At 66.8% G+C, this 19,809-nt stretch carries 19 protein-coding genes; 13 read left to right on the top strand and 6 right to left on the bottom strand.

All coding sequences use genetic code 11. The annotated features are described in order from the left end of the window. Positions 1–9 precede the first annotated feature (9 nt). Positions 10–699, bottom strand: a complete 690-nt coding sequence (locus tag BMX07_RS09850) for a hypothetical protein (protein WP_090617335.1) — start codon at positions 697–699, stop codon at positions 10–12. Between the two features lie 129 nt (positions 700–828). Here BMX07_RS09850 and BMX07_RS09845 point away from each other — a divergent pair, with 129 nt between their 5' ends. The 6 genes from BMX07_RS09845 to BMX07_RS09820 all read left to right on the top strand — a co-directional run bounded on the left by BMX07_RS09845 (position 829) and on the right by BMX07_RS09820 (position 5,239). After that, a complete protein-coding gene (locus BMX07_RS09845) occupies positions 829–1,098 on the top strand; it encodes a DUF7967 family protein (protein WP_090618403.1) in 270 nt (89 codons plus the stop codon). 143 nt (positions 1,099–1,241) lie between these two features. After that, on the top strand, positions 1,242–2,168 hold the full coding sequence (locus BMX07_RS09840; RefSeq protein WP_090617333.1) for an ABC transporter ATP-binding protein: 927 nt from the start codon (positions 1,242–1,244) through the stop codon (positions 2,166–2,168). Then, complete coding sequence (locus BMX07_RS09835; protein WP_090617331.1) at positions 2,165–3,136, top strand: ABC transporter permease; 972 nt, start codon at positions 2,165–2,167, stop codon at positions 3,134–3,136. Before BMX07_RS09840 ends, BMX07_RS09835 begins: the two co-directional genes overlap by 4 nt. 92 nt (positions 3,137–3,228) lie before the next feature. Continuing rightward, on the top strand, positions 3,229–4,212 hold the full coding sequence (locus BMX07_RS09830) for an ArsA family ATPase (RefSeq protein WP_090617330.1): 984 nt from the start codon (positions 3,229–3,231) through the stop codon (positions 4,210–4,212). Positions 4,213–4,332: 120 nt separating this feature from the next. After that, positions 4,333–4,926, top strand: a complete 594-nt coding sequence (locus BMX07_RS09825) for a GNAT family N-acetyltransferase (RefSeq protein WP_090617328.1) — start codon at positions 4,333–4,335, stop codon at positions 4,924–4,926. Between the two features lie 127 nt (positions 4,927–5,053). Continuing rightward, complete coding sequence (locus tag BMX07_RS09820; protein ID WP_090617327.1) at positions 5,054–5,239, top strand: multidrug transporter; 186 nt, start codon at positions 5,054–5,056, stop codon at positions 5,237–5,239. Positions 5,240–5,636: 397 nt separating this feature from the next. On the opposite strand, the gene ligA is transcribed toward BMX07_RS09820, so the two are convergent. The 4 genes from ligA to BMX07_RS09800 form a co-directional block, all read right to left on the bottom strand. Beyond that, positions 5,637–7,772 (bottom strand): NAD-dependent DNA ligase LigA, encoded by a 2,136-nt coding sequence (gene ligA / locus BMX07_RS09815; protein WP_090617325.1) that lies wholly within the window; start codon positions 7,770–7,772, stop codon positions 5,637–5,639. Positions 7,773–7,850: 78 nt separating this feature from the next. Then, positions 7,851–8,255: a 2Fe-2S iron-sulfur cluster-binding protein gene (locus BMX07_RS09810; protein WP_090617324.1), complete on the bottom strand. Its 405-nt coding sequence runs from the start codon at positions 8,253–8,255 to the stop codon at positions 7,851–7,853. Between the two features lie 31 nt (positions 8,256–8,286). Then, positions 8,287–9,699: a selenium-binding protein SBP56-related protein gene (locus BMX07_RS09805; protein WP_090617322.1), complete on the bottom strand. Its 1,413-nt coding sequence runs from the start codon at positions 9,697–9,699 to the stop codon at positions 8,287–8,289. Positions 9,700–9,760: 61 nt separating this feature from the next. Continuing rightward, positions 9,761–10,141 carry a 2Fe-2S iron-sulfur cluster-binding protein gene (locus BMX07_RS09800; protein WP_090617321.1) on the bottom strand — a complete coding sequence of 127 codons (381 nt, stop codon included), beginning with the start codon at positions 10,139–10,141 and terminating at the stop codon, positions 9,761–9,763. Positions 10,142–10,336: 195 nt separating this feature from the next. On the opposite strand from BMX07_RS09800, the gene rio1 reads away from it, so the two are divergent. From rio1 to BMX07_RS09760, 7 genes are all read left to right on the top strand, one after another. Beyond that, on the top strand, positions 10,337–11,212 hold the full coding sequence (gene rio1, locus BMX07_RS09795; protein WP_090618402.1) for a serine/threonine-protein kinase Rio1: 876 nt from the start codon (positions 10,337–10,339) through the stop codon (positions 11,210–11,212). A gap of 224 nt (positions 11,213–11,436) precedes the next feature. Continuing rightward, positions 11,437–12,654 (top strand): tryptophan--tRNA ligase, encoded by a 1,218-nt coding sequence (locus tag BMX07_RS09790; RefSeq protein WP_090617319.1) that lies wholly within the window; start codon positions 11,437–11,439, stop codon positions 12,652–12,654. Between the two features lie 73 nt (positions 12,655–12,727). Then, complete coding sequence (locus BMX07_RS09785) at positions 12,728–13,231, top strand: metallophosphoesterase (protein WP_090617318.1); 504 nt, start codon at positions 12,728–12,730, stop codon at positions 13,229–13,231. 261 nt (positions 13,232–13,492) lie between these two features. Then, positions 13,493–14,050, top strand: a complete 558-nt coding sequence (locus BMX07_RS09780; protein ID WP_090617316.1) for a KH domain-containing protein — start codon at positions 13,493–13,495, stop codon at positions 14,048–14,050. 282 nt (positions 14,051–14,332) lie between these two features. Then, positions 14,333–15,997: a thermosome subunit alpha gene (gene thsA, locus BMX07_RS09775; protein ID WP_090617315.1), complete on the top strand. Its 1,665-nt coding sequence runs from the start codon at positions 14,333–14,335 to the stop codon at positions 15,995–15,997. A gap of 383 nt (positions 15,998–16,380) precedes the next feature. Then, positions 16,381–17,151 carry a class I SAM-dependent methyltransferase gene (locus BMX07_RS09765; protein WP_090618401.1) on the top strand — a complete coding sequence of 257 codons (771 nt, stop codon included), beginning with the start codon at positions 16,381–16,383 and terminating at the stop codon, positions 17,149–17,151. 68 nt (positions 17,152–17,219) lie between these two features. Next, positions 17,220–18,212, top strand: coding sequence for an ornithine cyclodeaminase family protein (locus BMX07_RS09760; protein WP_090617311.1), 993 nt, complete (start codon positions 17,220–17,222; stop codon positions 18,210–18,212). A gap of 88 nt (positions 18,213–18,300) precedes the next feature. On the opposite strand, the gene BMX07_RS09755 is transcribed toward BMX07_RS09760, so the two are convergent. Beyond that, positions 18,301–19,740 carry a sugar porter family MFS transporter gene (locus BMX07_RS09755; protein ID WP_090617310.1) on the bottom strand — a complete coding sequence of 480 codons (1,440 nt, stop codon included), beginning with the start codon at positions 19,738–19,740 and terminating at the stop codon, positions 18,301–18,303. Positions 19,741–19,809: the final 69 nt, after the last annotated feature.

The raw sequence follows: 19,809 nt of genomic DNA, 5'->3' as shown, positions 1-19,809 counted from the left end.
CAGGAGGTTTCAGCCTGACTCCTCGGCACCGGGCCGTAACTCCTCACCCGCCGTGCGATCTTCGAGCGTCGACGCCGACCCCGACCCCGTCCCCGGTCGAATCGCGCGCTCGAGGTCGGAAACCGCCCCGGTTTCGAGGTCGGCGCTGCCGACGGGGAGGGGGAGATCGTCCCCGCCGGTCACCCGAAGCACGAGTCGCCGCGAGCGCGACCGGAGGTAGGAAATCGCGAGGAGAGCGGCGACGGCGAGCGCGGCGACGCCGGCCGCGAGGACGCCCCACTCCAGCACCAGGAGCGTCGTTTCGAGGGCCTCGATCGCGGTCTCGACGACGCGCGTCGCGGCGTTTGGTTCCGGAATCGGTCCGCTGCCGTCGCGGTCGACGCCCGGCACGAGCGTCGCGAAGCTGACGTCCGTCGCAAACTCGAGGAGTCCGACGCCGACGAAGGCGACGACAAATCCCGCACAGAGACGGCCCAGCCGGTGGGTCGTCTCGACGGTAACGGTCCCGACGTTCGGCCGGTCGACGTGGCGGAAATTCGGCCCCGCCGCGTCGGGCGTGAACGCCATGACGCGCTGGTTCGTGACGACGACCGTCGCGCCCTCGAGGTCCGCACGGTGTTCGACGGTCTCCCCGTCGTGGCACAGTTCGTCGACGTGGTCGCGCCACTCCTCGACGCGCTCGCTTCGGGTGTCGGCCATGAGTGTTCGTCCCTCACTGGTCCGACGCTCGCCCTCAAATACGTCGGGGCTCGTTCGATCGAGTACGGTGTGCCTTCCGGAGCGATGCGACTCGGTACTTTCTCGGTGATCGGTTCCGAACGCCCGCGTATGAGTGAGTCGACGGTACGGTGCTGGCTCGTCGAACGGGAGGTCGGGGATCGGGACTTCGTCACGCTCGTCTACGCGACGCCGGACGGCTCGCGCTACCAGCAGCGCCAGCGATCCTCGACCGCGCTGCGGACCGGCCCCGAGGTAACGGCCGCGACGGAGATCCCCGAAGACGAACTCGAGCCGGTTCCGGACGAGGAGACCCGCGAGCGGTACGCCGACGAGGTCGATAGAACTGCCGAGCGGTACGAGCCCGACGAGCCGATCTAGGCACCCATTTCTTCGACCGTCGGTAGATCGAAATAACGCGTTCGTCGGCATGCAGCGTACATCAATCGATGGGTACAGCCGTACCGTGCAGCTGTACTGTGCATGTCACAACCCTTATCGGGAAACGCTGCGAGCACACGGACATGCCCGCTATTACGGTCGACGATCTGACCAAGTCGTTCGGTCAGACCCTCGCGCTCGAGGACCTCTCGTTTCGGGTCGAAGAGGGCGAGGTGTTCGGCTTCCTCGGTCCGAACGGTGCCGGCAAGTCGACGACGATCAACATCATCCTCGATTTCGCCCGCCCGACGTCGGGCGAGGTCAGCGTCCTCGGAATGGACGCCCAGCAACACAGCCGGGACATCCGGAAACGGACCGGCGTCCTGCCCGAGGGCGTCGAGACCTACGACCGCCTGACCGCTCGCCAGCACCTCGAGTTCGCGATCGACTCCAAAAACGCCGACGAGGACCCCGAGGCCCTGCTCGAGCGCGTCGGCCTGGCCGACGCGATCGACAAGAAGACCGGCGGCTACTCGAAGGGGATGTCCCAGCGGCTCATGCTCGCGATGGCGCTGGTCGGCGAGCCCGACCTGCTCATTCTGGACGAGCCCTCGACCGGCCTCGATCCCAACGGTGCCCGCGAGATGCGCGAGATCGTCCGCGAGGAGAACGAGCGGGGCGCGACCGTCTTCTTCTCGAGTCACATCATGGAGCAAGTCGAGTCGGTCTGCGACCGCGTCGGCATCCTTCGGGACGGCCAGATGGTCGCCGTCGACTCCGTCGCGGGACTGCGCGACTCCGTCGAGGGCGGCACGACGCTTCGCGTCACCGTCGATCGGATCGACGACGACGCCCTGCAGGCGGTCCGGTCGCTACCCGACGTCGGCAACGTCACCGTCGAGGGCCAGAACCCGCCGACGGTCGTCGTCGCGGTCGACGGCTCGAAGACCGCCGTCCTCTCCGCGCTCGAGGACCGCGGCATCGACGTGAACGACTTCGAGACGACCGAGGCGTCGCTCGAGGACGTCTTCCAGTCGTACACCACGGACGCGGAGGTGCACGCGCGATGAGTACCGAAACGGGCACCGCGACCGACTCGGCGGGCGGCGGCTCGCCCTCGAGCGCGATCAACCCCGAGAGCGTCCGCGCAGTCGCGAAGAAGGACTTTCAGGACGCCGTTCGCTCGTGGCTGTTCTGGGGGCTGAGCATCTTCTTCTTCGCGCTGCTCGTCATCGTGACCGGCGCCCTCTCGTACTTCGGCGAGGATATCGCCGCACAGGGGGCGACGACGGACATGCTCGTCCTCTTCGTCAGTCAAATTACGAAACTCGTCGTCCCGCTGATCGCGCTGGTGCTGGGCTGGAAGTCGATCGCGGGCGAACGCGAGTCCGGGAGCATCAAGATCCTCCTGTCGCTGCCCCACTCGCGAACGGACGTGTTGCTCGGAAAGCTGCTCGGTCGGTCTGCCGTGCTGTCGCTGTCGCTGACCGTGGGGTTCGCGCTCGCAGCCGTCGTCGTCGCCGCGTTGCTCGGCGGCTTCAGTATCGCCGACTACGTCGGACTGCTCGTGATGTCGATCGTCTACGGCGTCGCCTACACGAGCATCGCCGTCGCGCTCTCGTCGCTGACGCGCTCGACGACCATGGCCGGTGCCGCAATGGGTGGCATCTTCGTCCTGTTCTACGGCGTCTGGAACAGCCTCGAGCGCGTCTTCATGTTGCTCGGGCAGCGCGACATCCTCTTCTTCGATACCGTCACGTACACGATAGAGATACAGGGACGGTCGTTCTCACAGACGCGGCCGGCGGACTGGACGTACTTCATCCTCAATCTCGATCCCGGCGAGGCCTACAACAGGGGCCTGACCCTGCTCACGAACGTCGACGCGCTCGAGCAGCAGGCCCTGGTCGACGAACAGATGTTCGGCGGTGAGTTGCCGTTCTACCTGCAAGACTGGTTCTCGTTCCTGATCTTGCTGTTCTGGATCGCCATCCCGATCGCCGTCGCGCTCTATCGGTTCGATCGCGTCGACATCTGACCGGCCGCCGTCCGCTTCCGCGCGCTGCCGACCGCGTCTCGACTCGGTTTGCCGGGTAGCCGTTTACTATCGTCGCTGTCGTACACGTGTCCGTGACCGACTGCATCTTCTACGGCGGCAAGGGCGGCGTCGGCAAGACGACCTGCGCGGCCGCGACGGGGCTCTCGCTGGCCGCCGCCGGTCGGGAGACGCTCGTCGTCTCGACCGACCCGGCCCACTCCCTGGCCGACTCGTTCGAGACGGATCTCGGCTCCGAACCGACCGAACTCGAGATCCGCTCGGCGCTCGAGAGCGACCCGGACGAATCGGGACGCCTGTGGGCGGTCGAGATCGACCCCGAGAGTCAGCGGGAGCGCTACGAGAAACTGGCGCGGGCGCTGGCCGCCGACCTCCGGAGCGCCGGGATCAGCCTCTCGAACGAGGAGGTCGAGCGGCTCTTCGCGACGGGCGCGCCGGCCGGCAGCGACGAGATCGCGGCGCTGGATCTGCTGGTCGAGTACGTCGACTCGGGCGAGTGGGAGACCGTCGTCTTCGACACCGCGCCGACCGGCCATACCCTGCGACTGTTCGACACGCCGGAGGTGATGGGACTGGCCCTCGAGACGGCCCAGTCGCTTCGCGGGCAGGCGAAACGGATCGGGAACGCTGCGCGGACGGCGGTGTTCGGACCGATGTCGATGATGACCCGCGGCGGTGACGACGAGGACGAGAGCCTCGCCGCGTTTCGAGCGCGCCTCGAGCGCGCTCGCGACCTGCTGACCGACCCCGAGCGCACGGCGTTTCGCGTCGTGTTGCTCCCCGAGGGAATGGCGATCGCCGAGTCCGAACGCCTCGTCGACCGGCTCCGCGAGGCCGACGTGCGGGTCGATCGCCTCGTCGTCAATCGGGTCTTCGAGGACCCCGAGGACGACTGCCCGCGCTGTCTGTCACGACACGAGCGCCACGTAACGCGGGTCGCGGAGATTCGCGACACGTTTCCGGACCGCGAGATCGTGACCCTCCCCGAGCGGGACGGTGAGGTGCAGGGACTGGCGGCGTTGCGGGAGATCGCGGACCGGTTGCCCGCCGACCGCTGATCCGAGCGGGCCGGAACCGACTCGAGACGCGCTCGCGGATCTCGCGTTCGCCGCCGACGGTCGCTGCCGTCGTCGCGCTTCGACCAATGCATACATTTTCCCTTACACGAATGCCGTGGTATGTCACTCTTTCCCGTCGAGATGGAGAGCGAACGGCTCCGGTACGAGCGCGTCCATCCCGACGACTTCGATCCGTTCGAACTGTACGAGCACGTCCGCGCCGGTGCGCCCGGTATCGACGAGATCACGGAGTACGTCACCTGGGACCCCTACGAGCATCCGAAGGAGGCGTTCGACGTGGTCGACCGGTTCGGCGACGGATTCGAGGCGAACGAGAAGGCGACCTACGCCGTCCGGCCGAAAGACGGCGACCGAGCGGGAGAGCTGGCCGGGTTCGCTGGCCTGGATCCTCACTGGGACCGTCGACAGGCGATCCTGGGCGTCTGGTTCCGGAAGCCGTTCTGGGGGCGCGGCTATTCGGGCGAGCGGGCCGGCCGGCTGCTGGAACTCGCGTTCGACCGGCTCGAGCTCGAGGTCGTCACGGTCACCCACGACCCGGCGAACGAGAACTCCCGGCGGGCCATCGAGCGATACGTCGATCGGTTCGGTGGGCGGAAAGAGGGGCGGCTTCGCAACGATATCATTATCGACGGGCAACCGCGGGATTCCGTCCGGTACAGCATTACGCGCGAGGAGTGGGCGGCGAACCGGTAACGGCGTTTGAAGCGACGATGGCATGGCGCGAGGCCAGTGGCGGGACGGGAGGAAACGACGGCTGCCTGTCAGTCGCGACCCGGAACGCACCCGAGCAGTTATTACGTTGGGGATATGACAGTACCGTATGGCGTTTTCCATCGCTCGAGATTCGTCTCTCGTCACCGCGATCGGACTGGCCGTCGCCCTCGTGGCGATCGTTGGCACGCAGGTCTTCGGCTGGGAGTGGGGGTCGGGACAGCTCGTGCCGACGGCTATCGGCGTCGGTGTCGCCGTGATCGCGATCTTCGTAGTTCTCGCTCGTCGCGGGTGAGTCCGACCGTCGCCGTCTCGAGTCGCCCGTTCGTTCGACCGCCCGGTCGGCCGTCAGGTCGCGTCGGTTCCGGTCACTATCCGTTCGATTATCCTGATCGTCTCCCCGACCGTACTGTAATCTGAACGAGACTAGCCACGAAGCTTATACCTGATTGCTGACTCCTCGAGTCCGTAGCTGGCACGCTACTGATCCACGTGAAGCTCCTCGAGAAGTACCTGGGACGGTTGTATCGAACGAAATCGGAACAGCGGATCTATCGCTGCTCGAACTGCGGCTGTACGTACGAGAGCAACAGCACGACCTGTCAGGAGTGCTGGAACGAGCGGCTCGTTCGAATCAAGTAATCGACCGGCTCCGCTCCGGCTCGGTTTTCGAGTCGGCGGAACGGCGATACTCAGTCCGAATCGATACCGCGCTCCTCGAGCAACGCGTCGAACGCGTCCTCGTCGACGATCGGCACGTCGTTGTCCTCGGCGTCCGCCCGTTTCGTCGCACCCGGGTCGTCGCCGGCGACGAGGTAGTCCGTGTTCCCCGAGACGCTGCTCGTCGCGTTCGCACCGTGGGCCTCGACGAGTTCCTGCGCGTCGCCTCTGGTCAGCCCCTCGAGCGACCCGGTGAAGACGAACGTGAGTCCCTCGAGCTCGTCGCCGGTGTCCATCTCGACGTGCTGTGGGGTGACGTGTTCGAGGACGTCGTCGACCACCTCGGCGTTGGCCTCGCTGGTGAAGAACTCGTGGATCGTCTCGGCGACCGTTTCCCCGACGTCGTCGACGCCCTCGAGTCGCTCGGGGTCGGCTTCGGCGGCCTCGCGGAACGCCTCGAACGTGCCGAACTCGCGGGCGAGTTCGCGGGCCGTCGTCGGGCCGACGTGGGGGACGCCCAGCGCCGAGAGGAACGCCGGGAGGGGCGGCTCGCGGCTGGCCTCGATCTCCGCGAGCAGGTTCGCGGCGCTGGTCTCGCCCCACCCCTCGAGGTCGGTGAGATCCGCGCGGTCGAGTTCGTACAGGTCCGCGACGGACGCGAGCAGGTCGGCGTCGACGAGCTGACGGACGCTCTCCTCGCCGAGCCCCTCGAGATCGAGGCCGTCGTCGCCCGCGTAGTACTCGATCGACCGCCGGAGTTGGGCGTCGCAGCCGAGGCCGCCGGTACAGAACGCCATCGGCCCGTCGCGCTCGACCGGGCTGTCGCAGACGGGGCAGGCGTCGGGGAGGTCGTAGTGGCCCTCGCTGTTCTTCTCGACGACCTCCTCGACGTAGGGGATCACGTCGCCCGCGCGCTGGACGCGGACCGTGTCGCCGACGTTGACGTTCTTCGCGGCGATCTCCTCGGGATTGTGCAGGCTCGCCCGCGAGACGGTGACGCCGCCGACGTCGACCGGCTCGAGCAGGGCGACGGGCGTCAGCCGTCCCGTCCGACCGACCTGAACCGCGACGTCGACGATGGGCGTCACCTCCGCGCGCGCCGGGAACTTGTAAGCGAACGCCCAGCGATCGTGGCGCGCCGTCCGCCCGAGTTCCTCCCGGGCCTCGCGGTCGTCGACCTTGATCACGACACCGTCGATCTCGTAGTCCAGGTCGTCGCGGACCTCGAGCAGCCGGTCGCGGTAGTCGATCGCGCCGTCGATCGGGTCGCGCGACTCGTCGCCGCTCGACTCGGCCGCGGAACTCCAGTCCGCGCTTTCGCCGACGACCTCGACGCGGTCGTTCACTCGGAGGCCCCAGTCGGGGAACCGCTCGAGTTCCGCGCGGTGGCTGTCCTCGAGGTCGCTGGCCTCGAGCACGTCGAAGAAGAACACGTCGAGGGGGCGGTCGGCGACGACGGCGGGGTCGAGCTGGCGGATCGTCCCCGCGGTCGCGTTCCGGGGGTTGGCGAACGGCTCCTCGCCGCGCTCGATCCGTTCGCGGTTGTGCTTCTGAAAGGCGTCTTTCGGCATGTAGACCTCGCCGCGGACCGCGAGGAAGTCGGGGGAGTCGCCGTGGAGTCTCTGGGGCACGGAGCCGATGGTGCGGGCGTTGGCGGTGACGTCGTCGCCCTCGCGGCCGTCGCCGCGCGTGACGGCCCGCTCGAGGCGTCCGTCCTCGTAGACGAACTCCATCGAGACGCCGTCGAATTTGGGCTCACAGACGTACCGAACGTCGCCGACTTCTCGCTGCACCCGGTCCGCGAACTCGCGGACGTCTTCGACCTCGCCGCTCTGGTCGATCGAGAGCATCGGCGCAACGTGTTCGACCGTCTCGAACTCCTCGATCGGCTCGCCGCCGACGGCCCGCGTCGGGCTGTCGGGATGGGTGAGCTCGAAGGCGTCCTCGAGTTCGCGCAGCCGGGCGAAGAGCGCGTCGTAGGTCCGGTCGGCGATGACGGGCTCGCTCTCGACGTAGTACCGGCGGTCGTGCTCGCGGATGGCCGCCCGGAGCTGCTCGACGCGCCGTTCGGCTTCGGCCTCGGAAAGCTCCTCGACCGGCTCGAAATCGGTCGGCGGATCCCGCAGATACGGGTTGTCCTCGTCCGCGTTCTCGTCGGCGACTGGCATTGTCCGAGGATAGCCGTTCGCCCCCGTTAACCTTACTGACCGCGGGCGCGTGGAGCCGTTTCGACCCCCTTCGAGACGTCACTTCCACGGATTCTCCACCAGTTCGGTGTGGACGCTCGAGCCCACGGCGACCCGACAGTCGGTCCGCGGCGAGGCGATACACAGCAGCACGTAGCCGTCCTTCCGGTGGCGGTCCTTCAGGGCTCTCGGTCGACGACGATACGCGAAGGCGGCGTCGACCGCGATCGCCCCCGCACCGCGCTTTCCGTCCGAGCCTGCCCCGTCGGCCTCGCCGTCCATCGGCTCGGTCGCGTCGGCCGAGAGCAGCCGCCCGGTACAGGTTCCGCAGGCACCGGTCAGACAGCCATACGGAAGGGCGGTATCGGTCCGTTCGGCCGCTTCGATGACCGTCTCGTCCTCGCGAACCGCGATCGTTCGCGCCCGGCCGTCGGGCCACTCGAGGGTCACGTCGTGGCTCGTCATGTGCGCGACCGGGCCCCGGTTGGGTTGCTGCTCACTGCCAGACGTCGCTCGTGCAGTCGCCGTCGGGCCATCGGATCTCGTGGGCGCGGGCCGGTCCCGCCGGGCACTCCCCCCAGTCGACGAGGAAGTCCTCGTCGAGCTCGAGCGTCCCCGCTCGAGGATCGACGTCGGCTTTCAGCATCACCGAGCCCTGCTCGCCCTCCTCGGGGTAGAACTGTTCGTCCCACGAGGAAAACAGCGAGGTGGTCCAGTAGAGGCGCTCGCCGTCGAGGGAGAGCTGGATCATCTGTGGCCCGGCGTTCAGTTCGCGGCCCTGGACCTCCTGCACCTCGCCGAAGGTACCGCCGACCGAGAGCGAGTCGGCCCGTCGCGGGTTCGCCGGGTCCGAGATGTCGTACATCCAGAGGTCGCCGTGGAGCCAGTTCGAACCGAACAGGTACCGATCGTCCATCGAGATCAGGATGTCGGTCGTCAGGCCCGGAACGGGCATATCCCAGTCGGGGTGCTCCCGGCTCTCGAAGTCGATCACTTTCTCGGCGCGGTACGCCCCCTGTCCACCGTTCGCGTTCTCGTCGTGCCAGAAGTGGAATATGTTCGACGAGAGCGCGGCCCCGACGAAGCCGTGGGTCGATTCGGGCGTGTGGAGGAATCGCACCTCCAGCGGAATCAGTCCCTCCTCGCCGAGGTCGATCGTCTGCTCGACGGTGCCGTCCTCCCAGTCCCAGAAGTGCAGTTTCCGGCCGTAGTTGCCAGCCTCGACGTCCTCGAGGTCGAACCCTGGATAGTACGTCTTGGGGGCGGCCCACTCGCTGGAGACCATCACGTTCTGGCGGGGCTGGTACCAGTAGTCGTAGTTCATCTCGATCTCGCCCGGCGGTTCCCAGCGCCCCTCGATCTCGAAGTTTTCGTTCAGCTCGAGGAAGCCGCCCGGCAGCTCGCCGTCGGCGTCGCCGAGCATGCTGATCAGGATCTCCCCGTCCGGAATGCAGTGGACGGTGTGCGGGGCGGAGAGGTCGTACTCGAAGACCTCCTCGGGTTCGATCACCGTCTCGAGTTCGGGATTTCGCCGATCTTGCGCGTCGATCACGTGGATTCGCGAGGAGCGCTGCCCGGGAACGATCAAGTGCCGGCGCTCGAGTCCCTCCATGTGACACGACGACGAGCAGGCGTTCCAGCCGAAGTGGTGGAGTTCGTCCCCGCGATTCGGCAGTTCGATGCGGTCGACGATTTCGCAGTAGGTGTCCGACTCCGGATCGAGGTCGACGACCGCGACGAAGTCCGGCGCGTCGACGTCCGTGCCAACGTAGAGGCTCATCACGTAGGCCAGTTTCTCTCGTCCGCCCTCCTCGATGGCGGCCTGGGGCGTCGCGTACCCGGGTCCTTCGTGGTGGTGTTCGTGGTCGTGGTCCGGTTCCGCGTCGCTGCCTGTGCTAGCATCACTCATAGGTACCCCGACGACGAACACGTAGATAAATCTGGTCCGGGTGCCGTGGCAGGAACGGACGCTACGCCCACGGGCTGTCGCCGACCTCGGCGCGTACCCGCGGCCCGACCTCGATACGGCAGTCGGCTCGCGGCGAGGCGATACACAGCAAGACGTAGCCGTCCGCCCGCTCCTCGTCCGTCAGCGCCTGCGGCGGTCGCCGGTACGTAAATCCGTCCGCGACGTCGGGCGGCTGCCCCGTCCCACTATCGTCCGGTTCGGCATTCCCGTCCCCGAGCGCGAGGAGCCGGCCCACGCAGGTGATGCAGGTTCCCTCTCGGCAGTCGTACGGCAACCGAACGCCCGCCCGCTGGGCCGCCTCGAGTACCGTCTCGTCCTCGGCGACGGCGACCGTGCGGGTCGGGCCGTCGGTCCACTCGAGGGTCACGTCGTAGCGGGTCATCGGTCGATCGCCACCGTCGCCTGGTGCCGGTACTCGTTCGAGCCACTCATGGCCACGGCTACGACGGACAGCGAGAAAAGCGTGGCGCGGGCCGCCCTCGAGCGGGTGCGATGGGCGACGCCGGCCGAGTCGATGTGGATCGAGGGGAGAACGATACCCAGTATTTACCCGCTCCCGACCCGTAGACGCGTACAGATGGGACAGGGAACGGAGTTCGGGCTGGTCGACCTCGACGAAGCGGAGACGCCGGGTGACGAGTGGGAGGAGATCGACGTTTCGGATACGGAAGCGGACCGGATCGCCCGCAAGCGCGACCGCGAGTTCGAGCAGTTCGAGGAGCGAATCAAGGACGCCGACCAGTTCAAGGTCGAGCAGTCGGTGTTCGACGACGCGACCTTCGCGGCGCTGTACAAGCTCGTCCAGGACGGTCACGTCGAGGCCTTCGGGGGACCGCTCTCGACGGGCAAGGAGGCCAACGTCTATCACGCGCTGGGCGACGACCGCGAGGTCGCGGTCAAGATCTACCGGATCAACGCCTCGAACTTCCAGCAGATGCGCGAGTACCTCGAGGGCGACCCTCGATTCGAGGGGCTGGGCGGGAAGAAGAAAGACGTCGTCCTCGCGTGGACGAAGAAGGAACTGGCGAACCTCCGACGGGCGAAGGTGGCGGGCGTCCGCGTTCCCGAACCGATCGCCACCGAGCGCAACGTCCTGGTCATGGAGTACATCGGCACCGAGGACGGCCGCGCGAAGCGACTCGGCGAGGTCCAGATCGAGAACCCACGGACCGCCTACGAGGTCATGCGCGAGTACATGCGCCGGCTCTACTCGGCGGGCCTGATCCACGGCGATCTGAGCGAGTACAACGTCGTCTTCGACGAGACCGAGGGACAACTGGTGGTCATCGACCTCGGGCAGGCCGTCACGGTGCACCACCCCAACAGCCGCAGTTTCCTGGAGCGGGACTGCCGGAACGTCGCCGGCTTCTTCTCCCGGCAGGGGCTCGAGGTGACCGAGGACGACCTCCTCGAGTTCGTCACGAGCCCGGAGCCGGATCCGTCCCGGGAGTGATTCGACGCGGCGACAGCCCGCCGACATCTTCTTTACCGTCGGTTGAAAAGAACGCGATAGTGACGGCCGCTCTCGGTTGGCAGTGGCGCTGGAAAGCCCCCTCGAGAGCGGACAGTGTCGTCGCGGCGGGCGACGCGGCCTAACCCGTCGACTGCGGCGACGGATGCTCCCTCCGCTCGTTTTCGTCCGAATCGTCCCCTCGCCGCTGCACCCGACCAACACAAATGACAGAGCCAAACGAACCCACAGACAGCACCGCTCGTACCGAATCGAATCCGTCCGCCGGCCAGTTTACCGTCACTCCCGCCGCCGTCGAGGGGGAGATCGACTACGAGAAACTCCTCGAGCGGTTCGGGGCCGATCCGCTGACCGACGGGCAGATCGCTCGCTTCCCCGACCACCCGCTGCTCCGTCGCCGAACGTTCTACGCGGGACGTGACGTCGACCGGTATCTCGAGGCCGCTGCGGCCGGCGATCCGCACGCGATCGTCACCGGTCGCGGCCCCTCGGGACCGATGCATCTGGGGCACGTCCTCCCGCTGTACCTCGCGAAGCGGTTCCAGCGGGTGACGGGAGCGACGGTGTATCTCCCACTCTCCGACGACGAGAAGTTCCTCGCGAAGGACCAGTCGTTCGACGCCATCGGCGAGCACACGCGGGACAACCTGCGGGACATCCTCGCCGTCGGTTTCGATCCCGACCGGACGCAAATCGTCGTCGACACCGCCGACGCGGACGTGATCTACCCGATCGCGGTTCGCCTCGCGAAGCACCTCACGCCGGCCACGGTCGACGCCGTTTACGGCGATCAGGATACCGTCGGTCTGCAGTTTTATCCAGCCGTGCAGGCGACCCACCTCCTGCTCCCGCAACTCGTTGCGGGCCGCCAGCCGACGCTGGTCCCCATCGCCGTCGATCAGGACCCGCACGTCCGCGTCTGTCGCGACGTCGCCGCGAGGGAGGCGCTTCCAGTGGAAAAACCGGGCGCACTGCTCGGTCGGTTCCTCCCGAGTCTCGAGGGTCCGGGGAAGATGAGTTCCTCCGGCGACGCGCCGTCGATCGAACTCACCGCGGACCCCGAAACGGTCGCCGAGACGATCCGAACGCACGCGTACACCGGTGGCCGGGCGACCCTCGCGGATCACCGCGAGAACGGCGGTGATCCGACCGTCGACGTTCCCTTCCAGTACCTCCGATACTTCTTCGAACCCGACGACGCCGCCCTCGAGCGCATCGCGGCCGACTATCGATCGGGCGAGCTCCTCAGCGGCGAGTTGAAGGAGATCGCCATCGATCGGATTACCGAGTTCCTCTCGGAACACCAGCACCGGCGCGGGGAACTGGGGTCGCTCGAGGCCGAACTCGAGCCCTTCCGGTTGCCCGAGCGGGAGCGGCGACGGGCGCTCGAGCGAGCGGGCGTCCCATCGCCGCTCGAGCGGTAGCCGTTCGATCGCCCAGTCCTCCCGAATCGGCGTTCCCCGAACGCCTTAGTGGATCGCCCTCGCGGGAACGTGTATGAACATTGGCATCGTTTCAGATACGCACGACAACGCCGAGGCGACCGAGCGCGCGACCGAGATCTTTCGGGAGGAGGGTGTCGAAATCGTCGTCCACTGCGGGGACTTCGTCGCGCCGCTGATCGTTCCCTCCTTCGACGAGTTCGAACTCCACGGGGTCCTCGGGAACAACGACGGCGACGCGGCGAACCTGCAGGCCGCGTTCGACTCGCTGGGCGGCGAGAGTCGGCTCCACGGTCGGTTCGCCGACCTCGAGTTCGACGGCCTCTCGATCGCGGCCCTCCACGGGGAGAGTCGGGCCGAGGTCGAGGCGATCGCTGCGGGCGAGACGTACGATTTCGTCTGTTACGGCCACCACCACGAGCGGGAACTCTCGGAGGACGGTCGGACGACGGTGCTCAATCCCGGTGCGCACTTCCTGGCGAAGTCCGAGGCGGACCGGACCGTGGCGATCCTCGACACGCGCACCGAGTCGGTACGGTTTCGCTCCGTTCTCGAGTAGCCGACCCGACGCTCGCTCGGGCGGGTCGATCCCGCCGGGAGCGACGTTCACATGACCATGTCGTACACCGGTTCGGGTGTCATACTCCGCAGTACGCTCGAGCGTGACGTATAACGAGAGCCGTCCCGCCGCGACTTCGGTCGGTCACCGCCGCCGCTGTAGACGGCCGCGTCCGCGTCCGCGTCCGCGTCCGTCGGTGCCACGACTCACCCGGTGCTCGCGGACCAAGCGCTTAACCTCGCCCAGCCAGTACCGGGCAGTATGCAGCACGTGAAGATTCCGCAGGACCGCATCGGCGTTCTCATCGGTGAAGGGGGCGAGACGATGCGCGAGATCGAGGCGGAGGCCGAAGTGCGACTCGACATCGACTCGGAGAACGGTTCCGTCGCCGTCGAAACCGTCGGCGACCCCGTGCTCGGCCTCAAAGGCCCCGAGATCGTGCGCGCGATCGGCCGCGGCTTCGCGCCCGAGGACGCGCTGCGGCTGCTCGAGGACGACATGATGTTGTTCGACGTCGTCGACATCGACGCCGCCGCGCGGAACACGAACGACATGAAACGCAAGAAGGGCCGGCTCATCGGCGAGGGCGGCCGGACGCGCGAACTCATGGAGGAGTTGACCGGTGCCGACGTCGTCATCTACGGCTCGACGCTCGGGATCATCGGCGCGCCACAGGAGGTCGACGCGGTTCGCAGCGCCGCCGAGATGCTCCTCGACGGGGCCCCCCACGGCGCGGTCTACTCCTTCCTCGAGGAGAAGCACAACGAGATGAAACATCAGGGCATGGAGTACCACCGGTTCCCCGGCGGCCAGTCCTGACCGCGACCGACGGCCTCGAGTCCACGGTCCGCCGCTCTCCGATACCCTTCGCGGGAGGCAGTCGTCCGAACCGCTTTTCTATCGCTCTCCGCGTCTCGCCAGAATCTCCAGCGATGCGCCGTCTATTCGGCGTTTCTCACGCAGTGCAATCATATATACCCGATCGACCATCGGATCGAAAACGCAAGACAGGGGCCACCTCGAGCGCACCTCTCCGTTAGATAGGGAAATACTTATATAGAATCACAATCAATCCTTCGAGTGACTATGGCTCAACAGCAGATGGGCAACCAGCCCCTTATCGTACTCTCGGAGGACAGCCAGCGCACCTCCGGGGAGGACGCGCAGTCGATGAACGTACAGGCCGGGAAGGCCGTCGCCGAGTCGGTTCGGACGACGCTCGGCCCCAAGGGGATGGACAAGATGCTCGTCGACTCGTCGGGCAACGTCATCGTCACGAACGACGGTGTCACCCTGCTCTCGGAGATGGAGATCGACCATCCCGCGGCCGACATGATCGTCGAAGTTGCCGAGACGCAGGAAGAGGAAGTCGGTGACGGCACCACGAGCGCCGTCGTCGTCGCCGGCGAACTCCTCAGCCAGGCAGAGGACCTGCTGGACCAGGACATCCACGCGACCACCCTCGCGCAGGGGTACCGAGAGGCCGCCGAGGAAGCGACCGCGGCGCTCGAGGAGATCGCCATCGACGTCAGCGAGGACGACACCGAGGTCCTCGAGCAGATCGCCGCGACGGCGATGACCGGCAAGGGCGCGGAGAACGCCAAGGACCTGCTCTCCGGACTCGTCGTCGAGGCCGTTCGCGCGGTCGCCGACGACGACGGCGTCGACACGGACAACATCAAAGTCGAGAAGGTCGTCGGCGGCTCGGTCGAGAACTCCGAGCTCGTCGAGGGCGTCATCGTCGACAAGGAGCGCGTCTCCGAGAACATGCCGTACTTTGCCGAGGACGCCGAAGTCGCGATCATCAACGGCGACCTCGAGATCAAGGAGACCGAGATCGACGCCGAGGTCAACGTCACCGATCCCGATCAGCTCGAGCAGTTCCTCGAACAGGAGGAACAGCAGCTCCGCGAGATGGCCGAGCAGATCGCCGACGTCGGCGCTGACGTCGTCTTCGTCGACGGCGGCATCGACGACATGGCCCAGCACTACCTCGCACAGGAGGGCATCATCGCCGTCCGCCGCGTCAAGTCCAGCGACCAGGCGCAGCTCGCTCGTGCGACCGGTGCCTCGCCCGTTTCGACGGTCGACGACCTGACCGAGGACGATCTGGGCGCGGCCGGCAGCGTCGCCCAGAAGGAGATCGCCGGCGACCAGCGCATCTTCGTCGAGGACGTCGACGACGCGCAGGCCGTCACCCTGATCCTCCGCGGCGGCACCGAGCACGTCATCGACGAGATCGACCGCGCCATCGAGGACTCCCTCGGCGTGGTGCGGACGACCCTCGAGGACGGGAAAGTCCTCGCCGGTGGCGGCGCACCCGAGATCGACCTCTCGCTCGCGCTGCGCGACTACGCCGACTCCGTCGGCGGCCGCGAACAGCTCGCCGTCGAGGCATTCGCCGACGCGCTCGAGGTCATCCCGCGCACGCTGGCCGAGAACGCCGGGCTAGACCCCATCGACTCGCTGGTCGAACTCCGCAGCGCCCACGACGGCGGCGACACGGCCGCCGGACTGGACGCCTACACCGGCGACGTCATCGACATGGACGCCGAGGGCGTCTACGAGCCGCTCCGCGTCAAGACCCAGGCCATCGAGTCCGCCACCGAGGCGGCCGTCATGCTGCTGCGCATCGACGACGTCATCGCCGCGGGCGACCTCGCGGTCTCCCACGATGACGACGACGAGGACATGCCTGCCGGCGGCCCCGGTGGCATGGGCGGCGGCATGGGCGGCATGGGCGGCGGTATGGGCGGCATGATGTAAGCCTAAATTTTGCTCTACGGGCCGCCGAAGGCGGCCCTCGGCAAAATTTAGTATAAAAGCACTCCTCGCTCCCGCGGGTCGCTCGTCGGCCCGAGCGCCGTGCGCTCGGTGAACGGCGTCGCTCGGGTTCTCCGAACCGCTCGCTCGCCGAGAGGCGACTCGAGGGCGTCGTTCGTGCCGTACCACCGTTTCGAATAGCCCGTCTCGATCCCGTCGAGTCGGCCCATTTCCACTCTTTCGTCGGCGCTCCCGACCCGTTCTCGCACTTCGACCCTCGAGCGGTATCACCAGTACCGGTCTCGCTCCCGTCGGGACCGCCTCGAGTCGACGATCGCACGTAACTGCCCCCAACGTTCACGTATTTTTCGATACAAGAGGTGGCCGTGACGAACGACACCGACAGAAAACGGGACGTCGCGACCGCCTTCGGCGACGCCGCGGACGGCTACCGGGACGGTGCCGTCCTCAAGGAGGGTGCCGACCTCGAGCGACTCGTCGACTGGTGTAGCGACGCGACGCGAGCGCTCGACGTGGCGACTGGCGGGGGGCACGTCGCCGGTTCGCTCGCCGAAACGGATGTCTCGAGGGTCGTCGCGGCTGATCTCTCCCCGGCGATGGTGCGGACGGCGACGGACGTGTACGACGGCCTCGAGGGTGTCGTGGTCGACGCTGAGCGACTGCCGTTCGCGTCGGATCGGTTCGACGCAGTTACGTGCCGATTCGCCGCGCACCACTTTCCGGATCCGGCGGCGTTCCTCGCCGAGGTCGAGCGGGTTCTCGCGCCGGGCGGCGTCCTCGCGCTCGAGGACCTCTGTGTCCCGGCCGACCCCGAGCTCGCGGCGTACGTCAATCGACTCGAGCGGCTTCGCGATCCGGGACACGTCGAGACCTACTCCCGAGACCGGTGGCGCGGGTGGCTCGCGGAAACCGGACTGACGGTCGATGCGGTCCACGAGACGAGTCGGCGACTCGAGGTCGACGCCTGGCTCGACCGCATGGACGTTCCGACCGACCGTCGTCGGGAGATCAGAACCGTGCTGTCGGACGCGCCGGCCGCCCTCGAGGACGCGTTCGCGTTCCGGTTCGAGTCCGCGGACCGGGAACGACTGGCATCGTACCGGACCGGCGTCGTCCTGTTCCGGGCGAGCGCCTGACGGCGGGCGGCCTCGCTCTCGGAACCGGATGTTGACGAATTAAGTAGGTTCCCGCAATATTCGCGGATATGAACACGCTTCTGTTAGACAGCGATGACGTCGACGAGTTCGCACGATTGGCCGACGTCATCGAGGCCGTCGAACAGGCCTTCGCGGCCTTCGAGCGCGGGGACACTCAAATGCCGGCGAAATCCTACATCGACCTGCCTCAGTACAACGGGGACTTCCGGTCGATGCCCGCCTACCTCGAGACCGACGAGTGGGACGCGGCCGGGCTGAAGTGGGTCAACGTCCACCCCGACAACCCCGCCAAGCACGACCTGCCGACGGTACTGGGGACGATGATCTACTCCGATCCCGAGACCGCATTCCCGCTCGCGATCATGGACGGGACGACGCTCACGATGAAACGAACCGGTGCGGCGGCCGCGGTCGCTACCGACTACCTCGCCGTCGACGACGCCTCGAGCCTCGGCATCGTCGGGGCCGGCGTCCAGTCGTACACGCAACTCGATGCGATCAGCGAGGTGCGGCCGATCGAGGAGGTCGTCGTCTCGGACCCCGACGAGGAACGCGTCCAGGAGTTCGTGGCGGCCTACGAGGGCCGCTTCGACGTCCGGAGCGGTTCCATCGCGGCGGCCGGGAACTGCGACGTGCTCTCGACCGTGACGCCCGTCGAGGACCCGATCGTCGGACTCGAGGACGTCGGCGAGCACACGCACGTCAACGCCATCGGTGCCGACGCGGAGGGGAAACACGAACTGAGCGACGAACTCCTGCAGTCGGCGCGGATCGTCATCGACGACCACGAGCAGTGTACCCACTCGGGTGAGATCAACGTCCCCTACGGTGAGGGGGTCCTGACCGATGCGGACATCCACGGCGAGATCGGCGAACTCGTCGTCGGTGCGGCGGACGGTCGAACCGACGAGACCGGTATCACGGTCTTCGACTCGACCGGACTCGCGATTCAGGACGTCGCGGCCGCCCGCGTGGTCTACGAGAACGCCCGCGCGACCGATTCAGGATACGACTTCGGGTTGATCGATACCGACCAGTAACGATTCTGACCGCCGTCCGGCGACCCGTGCCGACCCTCGGGCCCCCATTCGAGCTGGTGAAACCGGAGTAGTGTGTCCGTCTCGACCGTTAATCGTCCGTCTCGACGACGGAAGACCGGTCGCTGGTGTCGCTGCCGAACGCCGTTTCGCGGAGATCGGCTTCGATCTCCTCGAGCGACCGTCCCTTCGTTTCGGGGACGAGCTGATAACAAAAGACCAGCGCGAGCAGCGAGAGTGCGCCGTAGAGCCAGAACGTTCCCGTCTGGCCGATCCCCTCGACCAGCCGGAGGAAGGTCAGCGAGACGACCAGGTTGCCGGCCCAGTTGACGACGGTGACGACGCCCATCGCCGTCCCGCGGACCTCCATGGGGTAGATCTCGGCGATCAGCAGCCAGAAGACCGGGCCGAGCCCGATCGCGAAGAACGCGACGTACAGCATCAGACTCCCGGTCGCGACCCAGCCGATCGCACCCGAGAGGCCGGGCAGGTAGAACACGAAGCCGAGGACGGCGAGCATGACGGTCATCCCGGCCAGTCCAGTGAGCAACAACGGACGGCGGCCGGAACGGTCCATCAACACCACTGCGACGACGGTCATTGCGACGTTGACGGCACCGATCCCGACGGTCGCGAGGATTGAGGCGGTGTCCGCGAAGCCGGTCGACTCGAGGATCGTCGGCGCGTAGTACATGACCGTGTTGATGCCGGTGACCTGCTGGAACGCCGCCAGTCCGACGCCGACGATCAGCATCGGCCGCACCCACGGTTCGAACAGATCCCGGAGCGTCCCGGACTCGGTGTGTATCGTCTCTTTGATTTCGCGCAGTTCGCTCTGGACGTGACTCTCGACGCGGGTACGTGCCAGTACCTCGCGAGCGTCCGCCTCGCGTCCCTGTTCGTAGAGCCACCGCGGACTCTCCGGCATGAACAGCATTCCAACGAACAGAACGGCCGCGGGAACCATTCCGAGGCCGAGCATCCAGCGCCACTCGCCGCCGGCCGAAAACGCGTAGTTCACCAGATAGGCGATGAGGATGCCGCTGGTGATCGTCAGCTGGTTCAACGACACCAGCGAGCCGCGGATCTCGGGCGGCGATATCTCCGAGATGTACAGCGGCCCGACGACCGACGCGAAGCCTACGCCGACCCCGTCCACGATTCGGCCGACGATCAGTATCTCGACGGTCGGTGCGATCGCCATGATGAGCGACCCCACGAAGAAGATGACGGCACCGACGAGGATGAGCCGTCGCCTACCGAGCCGATCGGCGAGCCGACCGCCGAGGGCCGCGCCGACGATCGCGCCGACCATCGCGCCGCTGACGACGATTCCCTCGACGACCGAGGCGTTCATCGAGTAGCCCAACACCGTCGTCAGTTCGAACGTCTTTCGGATGTACAACATCGCACCGGAGATGACGCCGGTGTCGAACCCGAATAGTAACCCGTTGAGCGCTGCTAACGCCGCGACGACGTAGATGAACGAATTTCGTCCGTCGGCGGCCGCTCCCGATTGTGTCATTGACATCGTTATTAGGCAGAGATATTATTTTTGATTGTAGTTAACAAATCTAACGATCCGTCTCGACTGAAGTGT

The organism is Natrinema salaciae (genome assembly GCF_900110865.1).
In the GTDB taxonomy this organism is placed as follows: Archaea; Halobacteriota; Halobacteria; order Halobacteriales; family Natrialbaceae; genus Natrinema; species Natrinema salaciae.
The sequence above is the reverse complement of the archived record's forward strand: the minus strand, read 5'-3'. Positions and strand labels throughout refer to the sequence as shown.

Coding starts and splice junctions, on each gene's coding strand:
- BMX07_RS09850 (WP_090617335.1), bottom strand. CDS start 699: ATGGCCGACACCCGAAGCGAGCGCGTCGAGGAGTGGCGCGACCACGTC.
- BMX07_RS09845 (WP_090618403.1), top strand. CDS start 829: ATGAGTGAGTCGACGGTACGGTGCTGGCTCGTCGAACGGGAGGTCGGG.
- BMX07_RS09840 (WP_090617333.1), top strand. CDS start 1,242: ATGCCCGCTATTACGGTCGACGATCTGACCAAGTCGTTCGGTCAGACC.
- BMX07_RS09835 (WP_090617331.1), top strand. CDS start 2,165: ATGAGTACCGAAACGGGCACCGCGACCGACTCGGCGGGCGGCGGCTCG.
- BMX07_RS09825 (WP_090617328.1), top strand. CDS start 4,333: ATGTCACTCTTTCCCGTCGAGATGGAGAGCGAACGGCTCCGGTACGAG.
- BMX07_RS09820 (WP_090617327.1), top strand. CDS start 5,054: ATGGCGTTTTCCATCGCTCGAGATTCGTCTCTCGTCACCGCGATCGGA.
- ligA (WP_090617325.1), bottom strand. CDS start 7,772: ATGCCAGTCGCCGACGAGAACGCGGACGAGGACAACCCGTATCTGCGG.
- BMX07_RS09810 (WP_090617324.1), bottom strand. CDS start 8,255: ATGACGAGCCACGACGTGACCCTCGAGTGGCCCGACGGCCGGGCGCGA.
- BMX07_RS09805 (WP_090617322.1), bottom strand. CDS start 9,699: ATGAGTGATGCTAGCACAGGCAGCGACGCGGAACCGGACCACGACCAC.
- BMX07_RS09800 (WP_090617321.1), bottom strand. CDS start 10,141: ATGACCCGCTACGACGTGACCCTCGAGTGGACCGACGGCCCGACCCGC.
- rio1 (WP_090618402.1), top strand. CDS start 10,337: ATGGGACAGGGAACGGAGTTCGGGCTGGTCGACCTCGACGAAGCGGAG.
- BMX07_RS09790 (WP_090617319.1), top strand. CDS start 11,437: ATGACAGAGCCAAACGAACCCACAGACAGCACCGCTCGTACCGAATCG.
- BMX07_RS09785 (WP_090617318.1), top strand. CDS start 12,728: ATGAACATTGGCATCGTTTCAGATACGCACGACAACGCCGAGGCGACC.
- BMX07_RS09780 (WP_090617316.1), top strand. CDS start 13,493: ATGCAGCACGTGAAGATTCCGCAGGACCGCATCGGCGTTCTCATCGGT.
- thsA (WP_090617315.1), top strand. CDS start 14,333: ATGGGCAACCAGCCCCTTATCGTACTCTCGGAGGACAGCCAGCGCACC.
- BMX07_RS09760 (WP_090617311.1), top strand. CDS start 17,220: ATGAACACGCTTCTGTTAGACAGCGATGACGTCGACGAGTTCGCACGA.
- BMX07_RS09755 (WP_090617310.1), bottom strand. CDS start 19,740: ATGTCAATGACACAATCGGGAGCGGCCGCCGACGGACGAAATTCGTTC.